We start from the raw sequence: 18,704 nt of genomic DNA, 5'->3' as shown, positions 1-18,704 counted from the left end.
AATCTGCGGCCCGGCGGAACTATCCGTCGGGCCGTTGTCGTATCATGGAACAAAAGAAAACGCCTTTCGCCATGAAGCTGATCATCGCCTACTTGGCCGCCGTGGTGCTAGTCCACGCGGCAAACGCCCAGCAGTCTCAATACTCTCCGGACACCGTCATAGCTCAGCTCGGTGATGCTTCGCTGACGCTGAGAGATGTCGACGCCATGGCCTCGCAGCTACCCGTAGAAGTACGAGCGGGCGTGTTCGATAATCCAAAACGCATCGGCGAATCGCTGGAAACGATGCTGGTACGCCGTGCGATGGTGACCCCGGTGCTCGCCAACCCGCCGCCCTACCTGAATCTGGAAACCATCGATCAGCAGGTCCGGCGGAAAACCTTGATCAACCACGCGCTCAATGATGCGTTGGCGCAGCAGCCTACGCCCGATTTCCGCGCTCGCGCGGAGGCGCAATACGACACCAATCCCGAGCAGTTCAAGCTGCCGGCCACCGTTTCAGTCCGACATGTGCTCATCGGGACCGAGGGTCGGTCACCTGCCACGGCCTTCAGCCTGGCGTCTCGTCTTCGCGATGAACTGGTCGCCGGCACGCTGTCCTTCGACGACGCGGTAACCAATCATTCGGACGATCCCGCGAGGAATCAAAATAAGGGGCGCTATCCTCGCATGGGGCCCGGTCAGATGGTGCGACCCTTCGAGGCCGCAGCATTCTCGTTAGGACAGCCGGGTGACATCTCCGAACCGGTCCGCTCTCAATACGGTTATCACGTCATTTTGCTCGAGGACAAACATCCGCCGGAACAGCAGCCGAGAGAGTCAGCCGTGCAGTTGCTGAGTAGCCGATTTTTTCAGGAGCACATGAGAACCCGAAAGGGCCGGTATCTGCGCTCACTGGGGCCGGACGCCGAGCAGAAGCTGCTGACCCGGGCGCAGGAAGATCAGCTCGACCAGTCAAACGACTTTCTTCCCCGTTTCCAGCTGGCGCTCGAGGAAGCCGTCCTGAAAGCCTACAAAGCCAACTACCTCGCCGAGAAGCTGGTGGGTGACTACCAGGCGCTGGCGCGAGAGTATTACCTCACGCACAAAGACGAGTTCCAGCGCCCGGCGGCAATTTCTGCTGTGCAAATCGAGCTGTCGAAGAGTGATGACGAAATCGCGGATCTCGCGACCCTGACCCACACCAGGCAGCTTGCCGAGTCCGTGCTCGGCGCGCAGTTTGTGCTGGCATTCACCCCACCCACGGTGAGTGCAAAACAAGTGGTTTACCTGGAAGGTGACCCGCAAACCGCTCGCGCCACGCGTCGCGCCGCGGCCCTCAAACAGCCAGGCCAATGTGCCGAAACGCTCGAGGTTTCCAGTCGCTATCTGATGATTTGCCTGCTGCGAAAACACCCGATTCTTCCGCAATCGTTCGTCGAGGTGCAGGGCCCGCTGGTCGCCAGACTCAAGGGGAAGCAGGAAAGCCAGCTTTGGAACCTACACATCAACGAATTTCACCAGCTCCCGTTTCAGGCTGACCCGCAGGTTGTGGCCAGCCTCAGGACCCGATACGCCACCGGTCCTTATGCAGGCTAGCCGAGACTTACAGGTTTTTCGGCTGCTGCTAACTCGAGATCTGAAAGAAACCTACGTCAACACGGCCCTAGGATTTATCTGGGCCCTCGTTCTGCCGCTAGCGGTCCTGGCAATCTACGCCTTCGTTTTTACCCGCGTGCTGCAGGTCCGGTTTCCTGACGCGATCGGTACCGGATTTGTCGCATACCTTGCGATTGCGCTGTGGCCCTGGACGGCTTTTGCCGATGGGCTTATGCGGGCCACCAGTTCCCTGACCGACGCGGCCAAGCTGATCGGTAAAGTTCAGATTCCCCTGCACGTTGTGGTGCTGAGCAAGCTCACGGCGGTATTCCTGCTGACCATGCTGGGCTATGTCCTGGTGCTGGTGGTACTGTCGCTGACGGGCACACCGGTCAGCCCGGCGGGCATACCGGTCGCCCTGGTCCTGCTGGCAATGCTCTTTTTGCTGACCGCCGCCCTGGGGCTGTTTTTTTCCATCACGCAGGTGTTTTTCCCGGACCTCCGTCACGCCTTACCCGCGCTGATCATGCTCGGGTTTTTTCTTACGCCCATCCTGTACAGCGTCGACATGGTCCCGGACCGGTTCCGGACGGTCTATCAATTCAATCCGCTTGCCTACCTGTTTGAGCGGCTCCGCGAGGTGCTGTTGACCCAGCAATGGCACCCTGTGATGGGTGACGGCATTGTGGCCGTGGCGCTGCTGGCCTTGCTGGGTCTCGCCTTGGCTTATTTCCAGCGCCTGCGACCGCGGGTCGAAGAGTACCTGTGATCTCCGTTGGCGGGATCCACAAACGGTTTGCCGCCGCGGATCGTGGTGGCGCCTGGCTGCGGGCCCTTGCCGGTCGCTCACCCGCCACCGGTATTGAGGTGCTGAAGGAGGTCTCGCTGACGGTCGCCAGAGGGGAGTCCGTGGCCATCCTCGGGGAAAACGGGGCTGGCAAGTCTACTCTCCTCAAAATTGTGGCGGGCCTGTTGTCCCCGGACGCTGGAGAAGTCCATATCGAGGGCTCCGTCGGCGCGATGCTGGAGCTCGGTGTCGGCTTTGATGAACACCTCAGCGGCCGGGACAACGCGCTCCAGGCCTGCCAGCTCGCCGGCATGACGCAGGCGCAGGCGCAGGCATCGCTGGCTCAGGTCGAATCGTTCTCTGGCCTGGGTGATGCGCTGGCTGAACCGGTTTCCCATTATTCCTCTGGCATGGTGGTCAGACTCGGTTTTGCGGTCATGACCGCCACAGAGCCTGACGTACTGATCAGCGATGAAGTCCTGGCCGTTGGCGACGAGTCTTTTCAGAAAAAGTGCATCACCTGGGTGGAGTCCTATCTTGCCCAGGGCGGGACCCTGCTGCTCGTGTCACACAGCCTTTATCACGTTCAGCGACTGTGCAGCAGAGCCATCTGGCTCCATGAGGGTCAGGTTAAGGCCAGCGGCGACGTCTTTGACGTCAGCCAGGACTATCTAGCCTTTCATGAGCAAAAGCTCGGAGAGTCGCTGCAGGCGTTCACCGGCGATCAAGTTCGCCTGGAGCGCTTCAGCCTGACGGTACCGGCCAGCGACTGCTGGACCGATGCAGAGCTGATCGTCGAAACCCAGCTCGAAGGTGGCTTCGACAACCACAGGCTTCGCTGGCAGCTGGGACGCCTGGACGGTGCCGTCATCGGTTCCGGATCGCTGCCGTGCCGAAACTACCTGCGCTGGGAGATCAGGCTGCCCGGCACCTGGCTGCCCGGAAATCTGCGGCTGGACGCATGGCCCGTCGACGCCGAGGGTCAGCGCTGTGGGCGGACGCAGCGGCGCATGGTGCGCGTCCCCGGCCGGGCCCGGGAGTTCGGGACGCTGCGTCTGCCTTACCGGTGGCTCGAACATGATTGAGATTATTGTGCCCGTTTTCAACGCTGCCTCGGATCTCGAGCGCTGCCTGGAGGCGTTGCTTCAGCACACGGAAAGCGACCAGCGGGTCCTGCTGATCAATGACGCCTCCACCGACCCGGTCGTGGTGCCGCTGCTCGAGGAATTTGTCGGCCAGCGACGAAGCGCACAGCTGCTTCATAACCCGACAAACCTGGGTTTCATCGGCACCTGCAACCTGGCGATGAGCGCAAGCGGCCACGACGTGGTGCTGCTGAACAGCGACGCGCAGGTCACCAGTGGCTGGCTCGAGGCGCTGCGACGGTGTGCAGCCAGCGACGCGCGGATCGCAACTGCTACGCCCTTTTCAAACAACGCCGAGATCTGTTCGATTCCGGATTTTTGCGTTAACAACCCGATACCCGACAATCCGGCGCGGTGGGCAAGAGCCGTCAGCGCAACGGGTAGCCGGACCTATCCCGAACTACCGACCGGCGTCGGCTTTTGCCTCTATGTGCGCCGGGCGGCGCTCGACGAGCTCGGACTGTTCGACCCCCGCTACGGGCGAGGCTACGGCGAGGAAAACGACTTCTGCCGCCGCGCCGCCGCAGCCGGCTGGCGGAACGTGCTGTGTGATGACGCCTATGTCCTTCACGCGGGAGGCAAGTCGTTCGGGCCGCTTAACCTGAAACCCAACGGCGAGAACCTGCAGGTCCTGCTGGAACGCTATCCGGACTATGAGCAGCTGGTTGCTGACTTTATTGCGCGCGACCCCCTGAGGCCGATTCGTCATTCGATCATGGCCAAGCTGGCCGAAACGCATTAACCTCTTGCTCCATCGCTCAGCGGAGCGCTCGCGTCAGGCCATCCATTCCGAGGCACCGACCGAGATAACCGATCCTGTCGAGGGGCCCTGCGGCCGCACGACCCAACAACACGACCGATAAGCATCATGAGTCAAACCATCCATCCGCCGGAACTGCCGTTCTCCGGCGAGCGATTCACGCCGGAGTGCGTTCGGGAGATGGCGTACGAGCACTGGCACCGCTATGCGCTGGCCTCGACCCTCGTCGACGAAAGGCGGGTACTGGACGCGGCGTGTGGCGAGGGTTATGGCAGCGCGCTGCTGGCAACCCGAGCGATCTCGGTGGATGGCGTGGACCTGAGCGCGGAAGCGGTGGACCACGCCCGGCGACGTTATCACGCCGAGAACCTGCGCTTCCACAGCGCCAGCGTCACGGACCTGCCGGCTGACGATAGCTGCTACGACGCCGTGATTTCCTTTGAAACGCTGGAACATCTGAGCCAGCAGGCTGAAATGCTCCAGGAGTTTCGGCGGGTTTTGCGGGACACTGGCTTTCTCATGATCTCCTCGCCAGATAAGGCTACCTACAGCGACGCCACGGGCTACAACAACGAGTTTCACGTCAAAGAGCTGTACCGTGATGAGCTCCTGACGCTCCTGAAGTCTCAGTTCCCGGCGGTTCGACTGCTGGGACAGGCCATGGCCTTTCAGTCGCTGATCTGGCCGGTCGACGGCACGCCGGGTGCCGACCCGGCGGGGTGCCAGTCGCTGGTGATGCACGAGGACAGGCTGGAGGCTGCGGCTGTCCCCCCGGGCCAGCCGCTCTATTTCATCGCCGTCTGCGCGGCTCGCGAAGCTGATCTGCCGGCCCTGCCAGGCCTCTCCCAATTCGGTGACGCAGAACAGTCGGTTTACGCTCACTACCAGCACGAGATTCGCAAAAACATGGCTGCCGGCAAGCTGCTGGCCGAGCGCGACCAGGAAATTGAACGACTGCGCCAGGCGCTGCAGGAAGCGAAAAAGGGGCACCCCGACCATGGAGTTTAATCTGGACTTTGGGACGGCGGACCTAACGCCAAAGCGTGTCGAAGGACCACTGCTGGCCAGTGTTAGCGGTCAGGCGGCGCGCCTGTCGGCGGAAGAGGTGGTGTTCCACGACCCGCATACCGGCGAGAATCACGTGATGACGCTGGACGTGCTGGCGGCGATGGACGCCAGTCGACGGTTTCAGCCGCTTGAGCAGCACGTTGCCACCGTGATTCAACGGCTGCCGGCGCTTAAGGGCAAAGGTCACGCTGTCGAAAAGGTCTTCGAGTTTCTAAGGGGTCGAGGGCTGGTGGTCGAAGCCGAGGAGATGCTGACCCGTCTCAAGGCCAGCACGCCCGAGCCGAAGGATGATCCCGCGGGGCTGGTGATTCGCACCTGCGACCGACCCACTGAGCTGGCGCGGTTGGCGTCTTCGCTGGCCGACCTTGAGCAAGCCACCGGTCGGGGGCTTCGCTATCTGGTGGTCGATGACTCGCGCGTCGCTTCCAGCGAAAATCGCGACGCGCTCAAGGCGCTGACCGATCTCGGTTTGTCGGTCCATCATCTCGACCGCCCCTGGCGCCAGCGTTTGTGCGACTCGCTGCCGGAACCGGAGATCGCTCGCGAGGTGCTGGGCGTCGACGATCCGCAGGCGCTGACCTGTGGCGGCGCCTGGAACGCGGCACTCCTGCTCACCGCCGGCGAGCGGTTCCTCATGCTGGACGACGATTTTGTCGTCGATCCCCGGCTGCCGGCGGCCGGTGCCGGTCGTCAGCTCAGCGTAAGAGAGGGTGCGCACGTGCCGATGCATTTTGCCGGCCACGGTCTGGACGATCTGGCGGCCGCGCTGGCGGTGCCTGAGTCAGGAGCGAGCGGTGCCGCCGTGGATCCGCTGGCCGAGCACCTGGGGGTTTGCGGGCAGCCGCCAGCGGTGTTGTTCAGCGAACGCTTTGGGCTGGAGGTTTCTGCGGAAACGCTTCGCGGCGCCACGTTTGATCAGGTGGAAGGTTTGCTCCGCGGGCAGTCCATCAAGACCACCGCGGCCGGTGCCTGGGGCGACTGGCGTATGGACACCAACCTCTGGTTCTACCTGGCGCCGTCGGTGCACACGCAGGGGATGCGGGCCAGTGAGGCCAGCTACCGAGCGCTGTCACATCAGCCGGTGATGGCCCACGGCTATTCTCATCCCCAGCTGACGCGGATGTCTAACTTTACGCCGCTGGCCTTCGATAACCGGCAGCTGATGCCGTGCACTGCCGCCACCGGCCGGGGTGAAGACTTCACCTTTGCGGCGTGGCTTCGCTACCTATATCCCGGCTCACTGTGTCTGCACTTCCCGACGCTTTTACGGCACGAACGGCCGGCGGGAGGCCGGGAAAGCCCGATTCCTGAGACCTACGTGCCCTGGCTGTCGCGCTTCGCCGGCGAATATGCGCTGTCGCGCCTCGATCAATGTACGGCGGGAACGCCGGAGGCCCGGCTCGCCACGCTGGTGGCAACGCTGCGGGATCTTGCCGCCGCGAGCACTGACCGCCAGCAGCTTCTGCTGGGTCAGTTTCTCGCGATGATCCGTTCGCAGATTGTGGAGCAGGCGCAGACGTCTTTGACGAACCTGAAGCCGGCGCCGGACTTCTGGGTACGGGACGCCCGCGAATGGATCACAGAGAACGGCCGCAGTCTGACGCAGGTCGGGGCACCCCGGCTGCGCGACTGGCCGGAGGACGCGACGGCCGAGGACTGCGCCGAGCTGCTGACGACGGGGCTGACCCGCTACGCGGACCACCTGGCGCACTGGCCCGCCCTTTGGCATCAATGCACGGGCCAACGGGAATCGCTGGTCGCGCTCTAAGCGACCGGCGCCTGTGCGCCGTGATCGTGAACTACGAGGCGGGCGCCTGGCTCACGCGCTGCGTCGACGCGCTGCTCGCCTCGACGGTGAAGCCTGAGGTCCGGGTAGTCGACAACGGCTCCACCGACGGTAGCCTCGAGCCGCTGGCGGAACGGCCGGTTGAGGTCATACGCAACCCCAAAAATCTCGGCTTTGGCCGAGCCTGCAATCAGGCGGCGGTCGGGCTCGCGGATAACGACCTGCTGGTCTTCGTGAATCCCGACTGTGTGGTGGAACCCGACTGCCTGGAACAGATGGCGAAGGCTTTCGAGGAAGGGCCTGCCGTCGGCATGGCCGGCGCTTGGGTCATGAACGAAGACGGAAGCGTCCAAAAGGCAACGCTGCGGAGGCTCCTCACCGTCAGCAATACGCTTGGCAGCCTGCTGCATGGCGGTGGACGGCCGCGTGCGGCGGCGTCGCGTGGGACGGGCACGCAGCCCGCCGAGGCCCTGTCCGGCGCGCTGCTGATGCTTTCGGCGGGCTGCTTCCGGTCGCTGGGAGGGTATGACGAGGCGTACTTTCTTCACTGCGAGGATCTCGACCTGATGCGGCGCGCAGCCGGGGCAGGGTGGGGGCTGCGGCTGTGTCCTGACGCCTGCGCGGTCCATGCCCAGGGAGTCAGTCATCGTGCCGCTCCGCTCCGGGCTCAGGCGCACAAACATGCATCCCTGTGTCGCTACTACTCGGCGGAGCTGGGACCGCTGGCCGCCGCCTGCTGGTCAGCGCTGATCTGGACGCATTTTGTGATTCGTAGCCCCGGGTGGTGGCTTGCGGGTCGCCGCGGCTGATGGCGAGCCGTGTCGTGGTGGTCGGCGGCGGCAATCAGATCGCCGCGTTCCTGATTCCGAAACTGCTGGCTGCCGGACATCAGGTGGGCGTTCAATCCAGGCGATCCGCACCGCCCTGGATCGCCCCCCATCCCGAGCTGAGCTGGTCGACTGCTGGCGGGACGCTTGCGGCGGATCGATCGGTTGGATACGACGCGCTGATTTACCTGGCGCCGCTCACGCAGTTCGAAGAGCGGTGGCGCGTGCTGGCCGGCATTACGCGCGTTGTGGCATTTTCTTCGACCAGCCGGATGGCCAAGCAGGCGAGCGCGGACGCCGCTGAGCGGGCGATGGCGGAGCTGCTGGCTGACGGAGAATCGGTCCTGCAACGCTGCACCGCCGAGGAAGGCGCCTCGCTGGCCGTCCTTCGGCCGACGCTGATCTACGGCGCCGGGATCGATAAAAACCTTACTCGCCTGGCTGGGTTTGTGAAGCGCTGGCGGCTCATGCCGCTGCTGGGTGAGGGCACCGGGCTCCGTCAGCCGGTGCACGCGGCGGACCTCGCCGCGGCTGCGCAGGCGCTGCTCGAGCGCCCCGAGCCGCTGTCGGGCAGCTTCAACCTCCCGGGCGGATCGACGCTGAGCTACCGATCGATGGTGAAGCGGGTATTTGAATCGCTGGAGCTTCAGCCCAGGTTCTTGCCGCTGCCCCTGCTCGCCGCCCGGGCAGCGCTGCCCCTGCTTCGGCGCAGCGCACGCTGGCGGGACTTGAATCCGGCCATGTTGGACCGCATGAACCAAGATCTGGTATACGACGCATCACCCGCCCAGCGGGCGTTTCACTATCAACCCCGGCCCTTCCGGCCGCAGCCGGCCACCTGGCTGCCGCTGAATGAGCGAAAAGGACACTGATGGCTCAGTACATCTACACCATGATCGGCGTCAGCAAGACGGTTCCGCCGAAGCGAAAAATTATCGAAGACATCTCGCTGTCGTTTTTCCCGGGCGCCAAAATCGGCGTCCTGGGCCTGAACGGTGCAGGGAAATCCACCGTGCTGCGCATCATGGCTGGCGTCGACCAGGAGTTTGAGGGTGAGGCCCGGCCCCAGCCGGATATCCGGGTGGGCTACCTGGAGCAGGAGCCGGCACTTGACGACAGCCTGAGCGTTCGCGGCAACGTCGAGCAGGGCGTCGCCGATATCAAAGCGCTGTTGACCGAATTTGATGAGGTCAGCGAGCAGTTCGCCGAGCCGATGGACGACGACGCGATGAACGATCTGCTGGCCAGACAGGCCACGCTGCAGGACGCCATCGAGGCGGCTGACGGCTGGGAGCTGGACCGCCGGCTGGAGATGGCCGCGCAGGCGCTCCACCTGCCGCCGTGGGACGTCGACGTTTCGGTGCTGTCCGGCGGCGAGCGCCGGCGGGTGGCGCTTTGTCGTCTGCTCCTGTCCAGCCCCGACATGCTGCTGCTCGACGAGCCCACTAACCATCTGGATGCCGACTCGGTCAGCTGGCTGGAGCGGTTTCTGGCTGAGTTCAACGGCACGGTGGTGGCGATTACCCACGATCGCTACTTCCTGGACAACGTTGCCGAGTGGATCCTCGAGCTCGACCGCGGTCGAGGTATTCCGTGGAAAGGCAACTACTCCTCATGGCTCGAACAAAAGGAAACCCGCCTGGCGCAGGAGGAAAGCGGTCAAAAGGCCCGCGAGCGGGCGATCAAGGCTGAGCTGGAGTGGGTCCGAAGCAACCCGAAAGGCCGGCGGGCGAAAAGCAAGGCGCGCCTCGCGCGCTATGAAGAACTCTGCTCACAGGAGTTTCAAACCCGCAATGAGACCCGCGAGATCTACATCCCGCCGGGCGATCGCCTGGGTGACCAGGTCATCGAGCTGGCCTCCGTCAGCAAGGGGTTTGGTGATCGGGCGCTGATCAAGGATCTGAGCTTCAAGGTCCCCCGCGGGGCCATCGTCGGCATCATTGGTCCCAACGGCGCCGGTAAGTCGACGCTGTTCCGGATGCTGGCGGGTCAGGAGCAGCCCGACAGCGGGACTATCGATATCGGCGCCACCGTCAAGCTGGCCTATGTCGATCAAAGCCGGGATTCCCTGAACGGGGAAAACAGCGTTTGGCAGGAAATCTCAGACGGCCAGGATCTCATCCAGGTTGGACGCTACGAGACGCCTTCGCGGGCCTACGCCGGCCGCTTTAACTTCAAAGGTGCCGATCAGCAAAAGCTGGTGAAAGTGCTGTCGGGCGGCGAGCGCAATCGTCTGCACCTGGCCAAGCTGCTGCGCAGCGGCGGCAACACGCTGCTGCTCGACGAGCCCACCAACGATCTGGACGTGGAAACACTTCGTGCTCTGGAGGAGGCGCTGCTGGCGTTTCCGGGCTGCGCGCTGGTCATCTCGCACGACCGCTGGTTCCTGGACCGGATAGCGACGCACATCCTGGCGTTTGAGGGTGACGGCAAGGTGGATTTCTTTGAAGGCAACTACAGCGAGTATGAGCAGCAGCAAACACCCGCTTAAGCCCGGGCGCGTTACAATAAGGCGCTTTGCCGCCACCGCGGGGCAGGCCTGACTTGAGCCCAACACGAGAGACATCACATGTTTGACCAGGGAATGACCATCGCCGGCTATGACGAAGAGCTGGCTCGCTGCCTCGGTGCCGAGCAGCAGCGACAGGAAGATCACGTGGAGCTGATTGCGTCCGAGAACTACGCCAGCCCCCGAGTACTGGAAGCCCAGGGTTCGGTGCTGACCAACAAATATGCTGAGGGTTATCCCGGGCGCCGCTATTACGGCGGCTGCGAGCACGTGGACGTCGCAGAAAAGCTGGCAATCGAACGCGCAAAAGCACTGTTCGGGGCGGACTACGCCAACGTGCAGCCCCATTCGGGCTCCCAGGCCAATGCCGCAGTTTTTCTGGCGCTGATCAACCCCGGCGACACGATTCTGGGCATGAGTCTGGCTCACGGCGGGCACCTGACCCACGGCGCCAAGGTCAACTTCTCCGGCAAGCTCTTCAACGCCGTTCAGTACGGGCTCGACGAAGAGACCGGCCTGATCGACTACGAAGCCATGGCGTCGCTGGCTGCTGAACATCAGCCCAAGATGATCATCGGCGGCTTTTCCGCCTATTCCCAGGTCGCGGACTGGGCGCGGATGCGCGAGATCGCCGACAGCGTCGGCGCGCTGCTGGTGGTCGACATGGCGCACATCGCCGGCCTGGTTGCCGCGGGGGTCTATCCCTCACCGGTTCCCTACGCTGACGTCGTCACGACCACGACACACAAGACGCTGCGCGGACCGCGCGGTGGCCTCATTCTGGCCCGCGGCAATGAGGCGATCGAGAAAAAGCTCAATTCGCTGGTGTTTCCCGGCACGCAGGGTGGGCCGCTCATGCACGTGATCGCGGCCAAAGCGGTGGCCTTCAAGGAGGCGCTGGAGCCGGAATTTGTCGGCTATCAGGAGCAGGTGATTAAGAACGCGAAAGCGCTCGCGGGCGTCATGATGGAACGCGGCTACAACGTGATTTCCGGCGGCACCGAAAACCACCTTTTTCTGCTGGATCTCGGCGCGCGCGAGCTGACCGGCAAAGACGCGGAGGCAAGGCTCGGTGAGGCGCACATCACTGTCAACAAAAACGCGGTACCCAACGACCCGCGGTCACCGTTTGTCACCAGCGGGCTGCGGCTGGGCACGCCAGCGATCACCACGCGGGGTTACCTCGAGGAAGACACCCGGCAGCTTGGCCACCTGATTTGTGACGTGCTCGACGCGCCAAACGATGAAGCCGTGCTGGCGCGGGTCCGCGATGCGGTGACCGCGCAGTGTCGGCGGCTGCCCGTCTACCGCCCGGTGGCCAAGAGCGCGGCTGCCTGAGCCACAGTGCACTGTCCGTTTTGCCAGGCCACCGACACCCGGGTCATCGACTCCCGGCTGAAGGGCGAAGGTTTCTCCGTGCGCCGGCGACGGGAGTGTATGGAGTGCGGTGCGCGCTTTAACACCTTTGAAACCCCGGAGTTGAAGCTTCCCAACGTGGTGAAAGGGGATGGGAGTCGTGAGGCTTTTGATCCCGACAAGCTGCGCGCGGGCATGATGCGCGCCCTCCAAAAACGACCGGTCCGAACCGACGAGGTGGAGGAAGCGATCTCACGCATCCTCCGCGCCCTCCGGAATCTGGACGCCGACGAGGTGCCTACGCGGGCGATCGGCGAACATGTGATGCAGGAGCTGTCCCAGCTCGATCAGGTGGCCTTCGTTCGTTTTGCCTCGGTCTACCGAAGCTTTCAGGACGTGCAGGCGTTTCGCGAGGAAATCGAAAAGCTGGAGCGCTCCGCGCCCGGTGGTCTGGATGCACGGCAGCTGTCCCTGCTCGGCGCCGGGTCGACAGGGCCTGACGACCAGGAGATCGGAAACGACGGCGCCCGCTCCGGACCGGGCAGCACGCCGGACAACGAGCCCGGAACTCGCGGTTCATGAGCCAGCTCGATGCGACGCACATGGCCCGAGCCCTGACTCTGGCCAGGCGCGGTCGGCTGACCTGTCATCCCAATCCAGCCGTGGGATGTGTGCTGGCGAATGGTGCAACCATCGTTGGTGAGGGCTTTCACGCGCGTGCCGGGGAAGGCCATGCCGAAGCGGTGGCGCTGAAGGTTGCTGGTCCGAAAGCCTCGGGCTGCACGGCGTACGTAACGCTAGAGCCCTGTGCCCATCATGGTCGAACGCCGCCCTGCGCTGACGCGCTGATCAAGGCGGGCGTGACGCGCGTGGTGGCGGCCATGACGGACCCCGACGAGCGGGTCGCCGGTCAGGGGTTACAGCGGCTGCGCGATGCCGGTGTCGAGGTGTCGTGCGGACTAATGGAAAGTGAAGCCAGAGCGCTCAACCCCGGGTTCTTGTCACGGATCGAGCGCAAAAGACCCTTCGTGCGCGTGAAGCTGGCCGCTTCGATCGACGGCGCAACGGCGATGGCGGACGGCTTCAGCCAATGGATCACCGGTGAGGCGGCGCGGGCCGATGGCCATCGCTGGCGAGCGCGAGCCGATGCGGTCATGACCGGCATCGGCACCGTGCTGGCGGACGATCCGTCGCTCAATCCGCGGGTGCCGGGGCTAGAGCGCCGGAGTACGGCGGTGGTGCTGGACAGCCAGTGGCGCATGCCGCCGACCGCCAGGCTGCTGAACAGCAATCAGCGGGTTTTCTGGGTTGGGTGCGACAACCAGCCGCGGCCGTTCTGGGCGGACGACGTGGCCGGGCTGGAGGTCTTGGAGGTGCCAGCGGCGGGTGGCCGGGTTGACCTTCACGCGGCGCTGACCCGATTGGCGGAACATGACCTCGGCGAGCTTCAGGTGGAGGCCGGCTCCGTGTTGAGCGGTTCGCTGCTGGCGGCGGAGCTGGTCGATCAGGTGTTGACCTACCTGGCGCCGACAGTGCTGGGTCGATCGACCATGGGCCTGTTTGCGTTGCCGGAACTCCAAACGATGGAAGATCGTATCTCCTTGTCCTTCAGTCAGGTCCGCAGTGTCGGCGGCGACCTGCGACTGCTGCTTGAGCCGACAAAAGGAACGAACCACTGATGTTTACGGGTATTGTGCAGGCCGTTGGCCGTGTGCTGACCATGGAAAGCGGACCGGACTTGACCCGGATGACCTTCGATACCGGTGCGCTTTCCCTTGACGACGCCCAGCTGGGCGACAGTATCTGTGTCTCTGGCGCCTGTCTGACCGCGGTGTCGCTGGCGCCGGGCCAGTTCAGTGCCGACCTGTCGCCCGAGACCCTCCAGCGGACGGTCCTCGGCGATCTGGAGCCCGGCAGCTCGGTCAACCTGGAGCCGGCGCTGCGCGCCAGCGATCGGCTGGGTGGACACATCGTGACCGGCCACGTTGACGCCACCGGCCGGATGGTCAAACGGCTGGCCGAAGGTGACACCGAGCGTTTTTGGTTCGAAATTCCGCAGCCCTTGTCGCGGCTGGTGGCTGAGAAGGGGTCGGTTACCGTCGACGGCGTCAGCCTGACGGTGAATGGCGTGACCGACCAGCATTTTGACGTGGCGCTCATTCCGCACACCCTTTCTCATACCACGCTCGGTTCCCTCACCGCGGGTGACCGGGTCAATGTGGAAGCTGATATCCTTGCGCGCTACGTGGTTCGCTGGCGCGAGACGGAACCGAGCACATGAACACGATTCCAGAGCTGTTGGACGAAATCCGCCAGGGCCGCATGGTGGTGGTTGTCGACGACGAGGATCGGGAAAACGAGGGTGATCTGATTATGGCCGCGTCGATGGTGCGGCCTGAGGACATCAACTACATGGCCGCGAAAGCCCGTGGTCTCATCTGTCTCTCACTCACCCGGGAACGCTGTGGGCAGCTGCGCCTTCCGCTGATGGTCAACGCTAACCAGGCGCGCTACTCCACAAACTTCACCGTCTCGGTGGAGGCCGCCGAGGGGGTCACAACCGGGATCTCGGCTTATGATCGCGCCCATACGATTCGAACCGCCGTCCGCCCGGATGCGCAGGCTGAGCACCTGACCCAGCCGGGGCACGTGTTTCCGCTGATGGCCCAGCCCGGCGGCGTGCTGACGCGAGCCGGCCATACCGAGGCGGCCGTCGACCTGGCGCTGCTGGCCGGGCTTGAGCCCGCCGGGGTGCTGGTAGAGCTGCTGTCCGAGGATGGCTCTATGGCGCGGCGTCCGGAGCTGGAAGCGTTCGCCCGCGCTGAAGGCCTGAAAATCGGCACCATCGCAGACCTGATTCAGTACCGGATGCAGACCGAAGAGAGTGTGCACCAGGTGGGCGAACGGGTGGTCAACACCGTGGTCGGGGAGCTGAGGCTGGTCGCCTTTCGCGACCGGATCAAACAGCGTATTCACCTGGCGTTGGTCAAAGGTGAGCCGACGGCGGCGCGCGCCACGCTGGTTCGGGTCCACGTGCGCAACACGCTGGGTGACGTGCTGGGCGTGGACGAACCGGAGCTGGGTCTGCCGGTGCGCGTTGCGCTGGGGGAGCTGGCGGCGGCGGAAGCCGGCGTCCTGGTGGTGCTGGGCGATGACGAGACGCCGGACCAGATTCTCGAGCGGGTTGATCCGGCGACCGCCGCGCCGGTGGATGACGGCGAAGGCAACAGCGACGAGCTGCGCTATTACGGCATTGGTGCTCAAATCCTGGTGGCGCTCGGCGTGGGCAAGATGCGCGTCCTGAGCGCGCCTAAACGCTTTCACGGGCTGGCGGGTTTTGGCCTTGAAGTGCTCGAGTACGTCGAGCCGCGGGAGCGCCTATGAAGACTGATACCCCGGTTGCGGTCACCGTTCACCCCCAGACCAAAGCGGTTAGCGAGCTCAACGCCGCACCGCTGCCCTCCGGTTCAGTGGCTGTGGTTGCCAGCCGGTACCACGCACAGATCGTCGAAAACCTGATCGGCGGGGCGGTGGACGAGATTCTGAAGGCCGGGGTACCGGCGGAGTCGATTCATCTGCTGCGCGTGCCGGGCGCGTTTGAGATCCCGCAGACCGTGGCGCAGGTGCTGAGCAAGATGCCGGACCTCATCGCCGTGGTGACGCTCGGTTGTGTTGTGCGAGGAGAAACGCCGCATTTCGACTACGTCTGCGGCTGCTGCGCTGACGGCGTTGCGGCGCTGGCGCGAAGCCAGCCGGTACCGGTAACGCTCGGGGTGCTGACCGCCGACACCCTGGCGCAGGCCAAGGCGCGCAGCGCCGACGACAGCCACAACAAAGGCCGCGAGGCGGCAGCTTCCGCGCTCGAACTGGCGGCCCTGCTGGCCGGCCTGGAAGCACAATAGTGGGTTATTCTGAGGTGACTCGCGCTCGGCGCCGTGCGCTGCAGGCGCTCTATCAGTGGGCGATCAATCCAGCGCCCGCGGCCGATATCCTCCAGCAGTTTACCGAAGAGCAGGATCTATCGAGGGTTGATAGTGACGTATTCCGTGCGCTGGTCACCGGCGCTATCAGCCATGCTGAGGACATCGATCAGCGGCTGGCAGAATTCCTGGACCGTCCCCTGAATCAGCTTGATGCCATGGAGCTCAGCATTCTGAGGCTGGCCAGCCACGAGCTGCTGCAGCGCATCGAGGTGCCCTACCGCGTTGTCATCAATGAGGCCGTCGACCTCGCGCAGCAGTTCGGCAGCGACCAGACACCCGTGTTCGTGAACGGCGTGCTCGACAAATGTGCCCGCGATTGGCGGTCGCATGAGTATGGAGTTGCCTGAGCGCAGCCGAATGTCTCCGACGACGTCGGGAGACGGCGGAGTCTCGCGTGGCCCGGGGCTCCTGCCGGAGTTTGATCTGATCGAGCAGCTGCGAACGCTGGAGGGCAGCGACCCGGCCGTGGCGCTGGGGATCGGTGACGACGCGGCCGTGCTTCAACCTGCGCCGGGAAGTCGACTGGCCAGCTGCATCGATACGCTGGTCGCCGGCGTGCACTTTCCGCCGGCCACCGGGCCGGCCGACCTTGCCTACAAGGCGCTGTCGGTTAACCTCAGCGACCTGGCGGCGATGGGTGCGCAGCCTCGTTGGGCGCTTCTCTCGCTGTCGCTGAACCAGCCTGATCGCGGCTGGATCGAGTTGTTCATCGCCGGTTGGCGCGAGCTGGCCGAGCCATTGGGTCTGGCGCTGGTCGGCGGTGACACCACCGCCACCCCCGGGCCGGTCACCATTTCGGTACAGCTGATCGGCGAGCTGCCGTCCGATCGGGCGTTGACTCGCGGCGGCGCAAAGGCCGGCGATCTCATCGCCGTTACGGGCAGCCTCGGCGGCGCGGCGCTGGCGCTCGCGCAGCTGCAGGCGGGCGAGGCGCCGGAATCGGCGCTGCTGCGGCGGCTCAATCGGCCGCGTCCACGGGTTGCTGCCGGGCGGGCGCTGCTGGCGCTCGCCACGGCCTGCATCGATGTATCAGACGGCTTTGCGGCAGACCTTAACCACCTGCTCACCGCGTCCGGCGTTGGTGCGCGGGTGGCCGTGACAGATTTGCCGCTGCATTCGTCGCTGGCGTCGCTCGATCGTCAGCGCCAGCTCAATCTGGCGCTGGGCGGCGGGGACGACTATGAACTCTGCTTCTGTTTCCCGAGCGCCGAGCGCGAGTCCGTCGAACGGCGGCTGGGCGAGGCGGAGACCCCGTTTCGTGTCGTTGGTGAGGTCACTGCCGAGACCGGCGTCGAATGGATCGGACTTGACGGGCGCTCCTTCCCCACCGGCTATGCCCACTTTTGACCGTGGCTAAGCCCGACCCGATACCGGCCGCGGTGCTCGCCACGCCCCAAGGCTTGCTGGCGACCGGTTTCGGCAGCGGTCTGGCGCCGGTGGCGCCCGGAACTTTCGGGTCAGCGGCGGCCCTGCCGCTGTACTTTCTGCTGTGGGGTTTGCCGGCAGCAGCGTATGTGCTGGCGGTGGCGGCCGCCTTCCTTCTCGGCACGTGGGCAGCCGGCAGGCTGTCAAAAGACCTGGGGGTGCACGACCATGGCGGTATTGTGATCGACGAGTTTGTTGGGGTCTGGATCGCGCTGGCGTTCTGCCCGCCGGTTTGGTGGCTGCTGGCGATCGGCTGGCTGGCCTTTCGGCTGTTCGATATCGTCAAACCACCGCCGATCGGCTGGCTGGATCGGCGGGTCCACGGGGGCCTCGGTATCATGATCGACGATGTGGTGGCCGGCGTGTTTGCGCTGGTTGTTGTGCAGGCGATTGCGGCCTTGGCGCTCTAAGTTAATACCGCTCGGACGCTCCGCGGGAGCGACCCTTGATCAGGTTTCCGGGATGTATTCGAAGACCTTGATGACCTTGTCCACACCGCTGACGCGCGCTGCGCGCTGCGCCGCCGCGTCCCCCTCTTCTTCGGTCACCAGCCCGAGTAGATATACCTCGTGCCGAACGCTGACCACTTTGACGCGCGTGGGGTCAAAGTCCTCCAGGCCCCGAATGCCCAGCAGAGCTGACTTCACCTGGGCGGTCAGCAGGGAGTCGCGAGAGCGGGTGAAAGCGGAGCTTGGCTCACCGATGGCCAGCTCGTTCACGACCTCCTTCACGCCCTCGACCGAAGCGGCAATCTCTGCCACCTCGCTGCGGATCTGCTCGGTCAGCGCTTCGCCGGTGAGCAGCACGGTCCCGTTATAGGTAGTGTTCTTAATGTGACTGCCCCGACCAGGCCCGTTGTCCCGGTGAATGGCGTCCGTGACCGAAAGGTTGATTCCATTGTCGGCGACCACCTGTTCAGCCGCGCGGCGATCGTGGATGGCGCTTGCGCCGACCGCCACGCCGCCCACGATCGCGGCCGCGCATCCTTGCAGCAGGACGATCAGCAGGAGGAGGGTGACGACTCGGATGGGTTGGGACTTGGCGGTCATAATGCTTTGCTCTCCAGTCGATCAGCGTGGATCTTCAAACGCGTGGGCGATCCAGTCAATGCTCGGCTTCGCGATGCTGCCGCTGATGGCCACAACGTCAAAGCGACAGGGCCTATCGGCCAAGCGAGGATGGCGCTGCAGAAAATGGCTGGCAACGCGGCTCATCCGATGCTGCTTTCTCAGGGTTACCGACCCTAAACCGCCACCAAAGTTCGAGCGGCGTCGATAGCGTACCTCAACAAAAACGACGCAGTTGCCCTCTCGCATCACGAGATCGATTTCGCCAAAGGGGCATCGATAGTTTTCCTGGACCAGCTTGAGGCCCCGATCGCAAAGATAGTCACAGGCGCTCTGCTCCCAGGCAGCGCCGGCTGGGTGTTTCCTAGCGCCGCGCGTCGAGTCTGTCACTTCAGCGATGGCCTGAGTGCACAG

At 64.3% G+C, this 18,704-nt stretch carries 20 protein-coding genes; 18 read left to right on the top strand and 2 right to left on the bottom strand.

Annotated elements, in window-relative coordinates; translation table 11 throughout:
* Positions 1–44: 44 nt before the first annotated feature.
* From AAF358_15595 to AAF358_15510, 18 genes are all read left to right on the top strand, one after another.
* On the top strand, positions 45–1,577 hold the full coding sequence (locus AAF358_15595) for a peptidylprolyl isomerase (GenBank protein ID MEM7706979.1): 1,533 nt from the start codon (positions 45–47) through the stop codon (positions 1,575–1,577).
* Positions 1,567–2,346 (top strand): ABC transporter permease, encoded by a 780-nt coding sequence (locus AAF358_15590; protein MEM7706978.1) that lies wholly within the window; start codon positions 1,567–1,569, stop codon positions 2,344–2,346. Before AAF358_15595 ends, AAF358_15590 begins: the two co-directional genes overlap by 11 nt.
* The gene (locus tag AAF358_15585; GenBank protein ID MEM7706977.1) at positions 2,343–3,449 is read left to right on the top strand and encodes an ATP-binding cassette domain-containing protein; all 1,107 of its coding nucleotides are present in this window, start codon (positions 2,343–2,345) and stop codon (positions 3,447–3,449) included. Before AAF358_15590 ends, AAF358_15585 begins: the two co-directional genes overlap by 4 nt.
* Positions 3,442–4,251 (top strand): glycosyltransferase family 2 protein, encoded by an 810-nt coding sequence (locus AAF358_15580; protein ID MEM7706976.1) that lies wholly within the window; start codon positions 3,442–3,444, stop codon positions 4,249–4,251. Before AAF358_15585 ends, AAF358_15580 begins: the two co-directional genes overlap by 8 nt.
* 126 nt (positions 4,252–4,377) lie before the next feature.
* Positions 4,378–5,277: a class I SAM-dependent methyltransferase gene (locus tag AAF358_15575; GenBank protein MEM7706975.1), complete on the top strand. Its 900-nt coding sequence runs from the start codon at positions 4,378–4,380 to the stop codon at positions 5,275–5,277.
* Positions 5,267–7,105: a hypothetical protein gene (locus tag AAF358_15570; GenBank protein ID MEM7706974.1), complete on the top strand. Its 1,839-nt coding sequence runs from the start codon at positions 5,267–5,269 to the stop codon at positions 7,103–7,105. The genes AAF358_15575 and AAF358_15570 overlap by 11 nt, the downstream gene beginning before the upstream one ends.
* Before the next feature lie 20 nt (positions 7,106–7,125).
* On the top strand, positions 7,126–7,932 hold the full coding sequence (locus AAF358_15565) for a glycosyltransferase family 2 protein (protein ID MEM7706973.1): 807 nt from the start codon (positions 7,126–7,128) through the stop codon (positions 7,930–7,932).
* Positions 7,932–8,822, top strand: coding sequence for an NAD-dependent epimerase/dehydratase family protein (locus AAF358_15560; protein ID MEM7706972.1), 891 nt, complete (start codon positions 7,932–7,934; stop codon positions 8,820–8,822). The genes AAF358_15565 and AAF358_15560 overlap by 1 nt, the downstream gene beginning before the upstream one ends.
* Positions 8,822–10,441 carry an energy-dependent translational throttle protein EttA gene (gene ettA / locus AAF358_15555; protein ID MEM7706971.1) on the top strand — a complete coding sequence of 540 codons (1,620 nt, stop codon included), beginning with the start codon at positions 8,822–8,824 and terminating at the stop codon, positions 10,439–10,441. Before AAF358_15560 ends, ettA begins: the two co-directional genes overlap by 1 nt.
* A 78-nt stretch (positions 10,442–10,519) precedes the next feature.
* Positions 10,520–11,797 (top strand): serine hydroxymethyltransferase, encoded by a 1,278-nt coding sequence (gene glyA / locus AAF358_15550; GenBank protein MEM7706970.1) that lies wholly within the window; start codon positions 10,520–10,522, stop codon positions 11,795–11,797.
* Positions 11,798–11,803: 6 nt separating this feature from the next.
* Positions 11,804–12,397 carry a transcriptional regulator NrdR gene (gene nrdR / locus AAF358_15545; protein MEM7706969.1) on the top strand — a complete coding sequence of 198 codons (594 nt, stop codon included), beginning with the start codon at positions 11,804–11,806 and terminating at the stop codon, positions 12,395–12,397.
* Complete coding sequence (gene ribD, locus AAF358_15540; GenBank protein ID MEM7706968.1) at positions 12,394–13,494, top strand: bifunctional diaminohydroxyphosphoribosylaminopyrimidine deaminase/5-amino-6-(5-phosphoribosylamino)uracil reductase RibD; 1,101 nt, start codon at positions 12,394–12,396, stop codon at positions 13,492–13,494. The genes nrdR and ribD overlap by 4 nt, the downstream gene beginning before the upstream one ends.
* On the top strand, positions 13,494–14,096 hold the full coding sequence (locus AAF358_15535) for a riboflavin synthase (protein MEM7706967.1): 603 nt from the start codon (positions 13,494–13,496) through the stop codon (positions 14,094–14,096). Before ribD ends, AAF358_15535 begins: the two co-directional genes overlap by 1 nt.
* The gene (gene ribB / locus AAF358_15530; GenBank protein ID MEM7706966.1) at positions 14,093–15,199 is read left to right on the top strand and encodes a 3,4-dihydroxy-2-butanone-4-phosphate synthase; all 1,107 of its coding nucleotides are present in this window, start codon (positions 14,093–14,095) and stop codon (positions 15,197–15,199) included. Before AAF358_15535 ends, ribB begins: the two co-directional genes overlap by 4 nt.
* The gene (gene ribH / locus AAF358_15525) at positions 15,196–15,717 is read left to right on the top strand and encodes a 6,7-dimethyl-8-ribityllumazine synthase (protein ID MEM7706965.1); all 522 of its coding nucleotides are present in this window, start codon (positions 15,196–15,198) and stop codon (positions 15,715–15,717) included. Before ribB ends, ribH begins: the two co-directional genes overlap by 4 nt.
* On the top strand, positions 15,717–16,145 hold the full coding sequence (gene nusB / locus AAF358_15520; protein ID MEM7706964.1) for a transcription antitermination factor NusB: 429 nt from the start codon (positions 15,717–15,719) through the stop codon (positions 16,143–16,145). The genes ribH and nusB overlap by 1 nt, the downstream gene beginning before the upstream one ends.
* Positions 16,126–17,145, top strand: a complete 1,020-nt coding sequence (gene thiL, locus AAF358_15515; protein ID MEM7706963.1) for a thiamine-phosphate kinase — start codon at positions 16,126–16,128, stop codon at positions 17,143–17,145. The genes nusB and thiL overlap by 20 nt, the downstream gene beginning before the upstream one ends.
* 2 nt (positions 17,146–17,147) lie before the next feature.
* The gene (locus AAF358_15510) at positions 17,148–17,633 is read left to right on the top strand and encodes a phosphatidylglycerophosphatase A (protein ID MEM7706962.1); all 486 of its coding nucleotides are present in this window, start codon (positions 17,148–17,150) and stop codon (positions 17,631–17,633) included.
* Positions 17,634–17,672: 39 nt separating this feature from the next.
* Here AAF358_15510 and AAF358_15505 read toward each other — a convergent pair whose 3' ends face one another.
* Together AAF358_15505 and AAF358_15500 are read right to left on the bottom strand one after the other, a co-directional pair.
* On the bottom strand, positions 17,673–18,272 hold the full coding sequence (locus AAF358_15505) for a BON domain-containing protein (protein MEM7706961.1): 600 nt from the start codon (positions 18,270–18,272) through the stop codon (positions 17,673–17,675).
* A gap of 21 nt (positions 18,273–18,293) precedes the next feature.
* Positions 18,294–18,680, bottom strand: coding sequence for a YraN family protein (locus tag AAF358_15500; GenBank protein ID MEM7706960.1), 387 nt, complete (start codon positions 18,678–18,680; stop codon positions 18,294–18,296).
* Between the last annotated feature and the right edge of the window lie 24 nt (positions 18,681–18,704).

Source organism: Pseudomonadota bacterium (assembly GCA_039033415.1).
Classification (GTDB): domain Bacteria; phylum Pseudomonadota; class Gammaproteobacteria; order Xanthomonadales; family SZUA-38; genus JANQOZ01.
This window is presented reverse-complemented; position numbering and strand designations above follow the sequence as displayed.

What these genes read in the sequence shown, in the direction of transcription:
- ettA (MEM7706971.1), top strand. Translation starts at nt 8,822, where the DNA reads ATGGCTCAGTACATCTACACCATGATCGGCGTCAGCAAGACGGTTCCG.
- AAF358_15560 (MEM7706972.1), top strand. Translation starts at nt 7,932, where the DNA reads ATGGCGAGCCGTGTCGTGGTGGTCGGCGGCGGCAATCAGATCGCCGCG.
- ribH (MEM7706965.1), top strand. Translation starts at nt 15,196, where the DNA reads ATGAAGACTGATACCCCGGTTGCGGTCACCGTTCACCCCCAGACCAAA.
- thiL (MEM7706963.1), top strand. Translation starts at nt 16,126, where the DNA reads ATGAGTATGGAGTTGCCTGAGCGCAGCCGAATGTCTCCGACGACGTCG.
- AAF358_15535 (MEM7706967.1), top strand. Translation starts at nt 13,494, where the DNA reads ATGTTTACGGGTATTGTGCAGGCCGTTGGCCGTGTGCTGACCATGGAA.
- AAF358_15570 (MEM7706974.1), top strand. Translation starts at nt 5,267, where the DNA reads ATGGAGTTTAATCTGGACTTTGGGACGGCGGACCTAACGCCAAAGCGT.
- glyA (MEM7706970.1), top strand. Translation starts at nt 10,520, where the DNA reads ATGTTTGACCAGGGAATGACCATCGCCGGCTATGACGAAGAGCTGGCT.
- AAF358_15590 (MEM7706978.1), top strand. Translation starts at nt 1,567, where the DNA reads ATGCAGGCTAGCCGAGACTTACAGGTTTTTCGGCTGCTGCTAACTCGA.
- ribB (MEM7706966.1), top strand. Translation starts at nt 14,093, where the DNA reads ATGAACACGATTCCAGAGCTGTTGGACGAAATCCGCCAGGGCCGCATG.
- AAF358_15595 (MEM7706979.1), top strand. Translation starts at nt 45, where the DNA reads ATGGAACAAAAGAAAACGCCTTTCGCCATGAAGCTGATCATCGCCTAC.
- AAF358_15505 (MEM7706961.1), bottom strand. Translation starts at nt 18,272, where the DNA reads ATGACCGCCAAGTCCCAACCCATCCGAGTCGTCACCCTCCTCCTGCTG.
- ribD (MEM7706968.1), top strand. Translation starts at nt 12,394, where the DNA reads ATGAGCCAGCTCGATGCGACGCACATGGCCCGAGCCCTGACTCTGGCC.
- AAF358_15575 (MEM7706975.1), top strand. Translation starts at nt 4,378, where the DNA reads ATGAGTCAAACCATCCATCCGCCGGAACTGCCGTTCTCCGGCGAGCGA.
- AAF358_15580 (MEM7706976.1), top strand. Translation starts at nt 3,442, where the DNA reads ATGATTGAGATTATTGTGCCCGTTTTCAACGCTGCCTCGGATCTCGAG.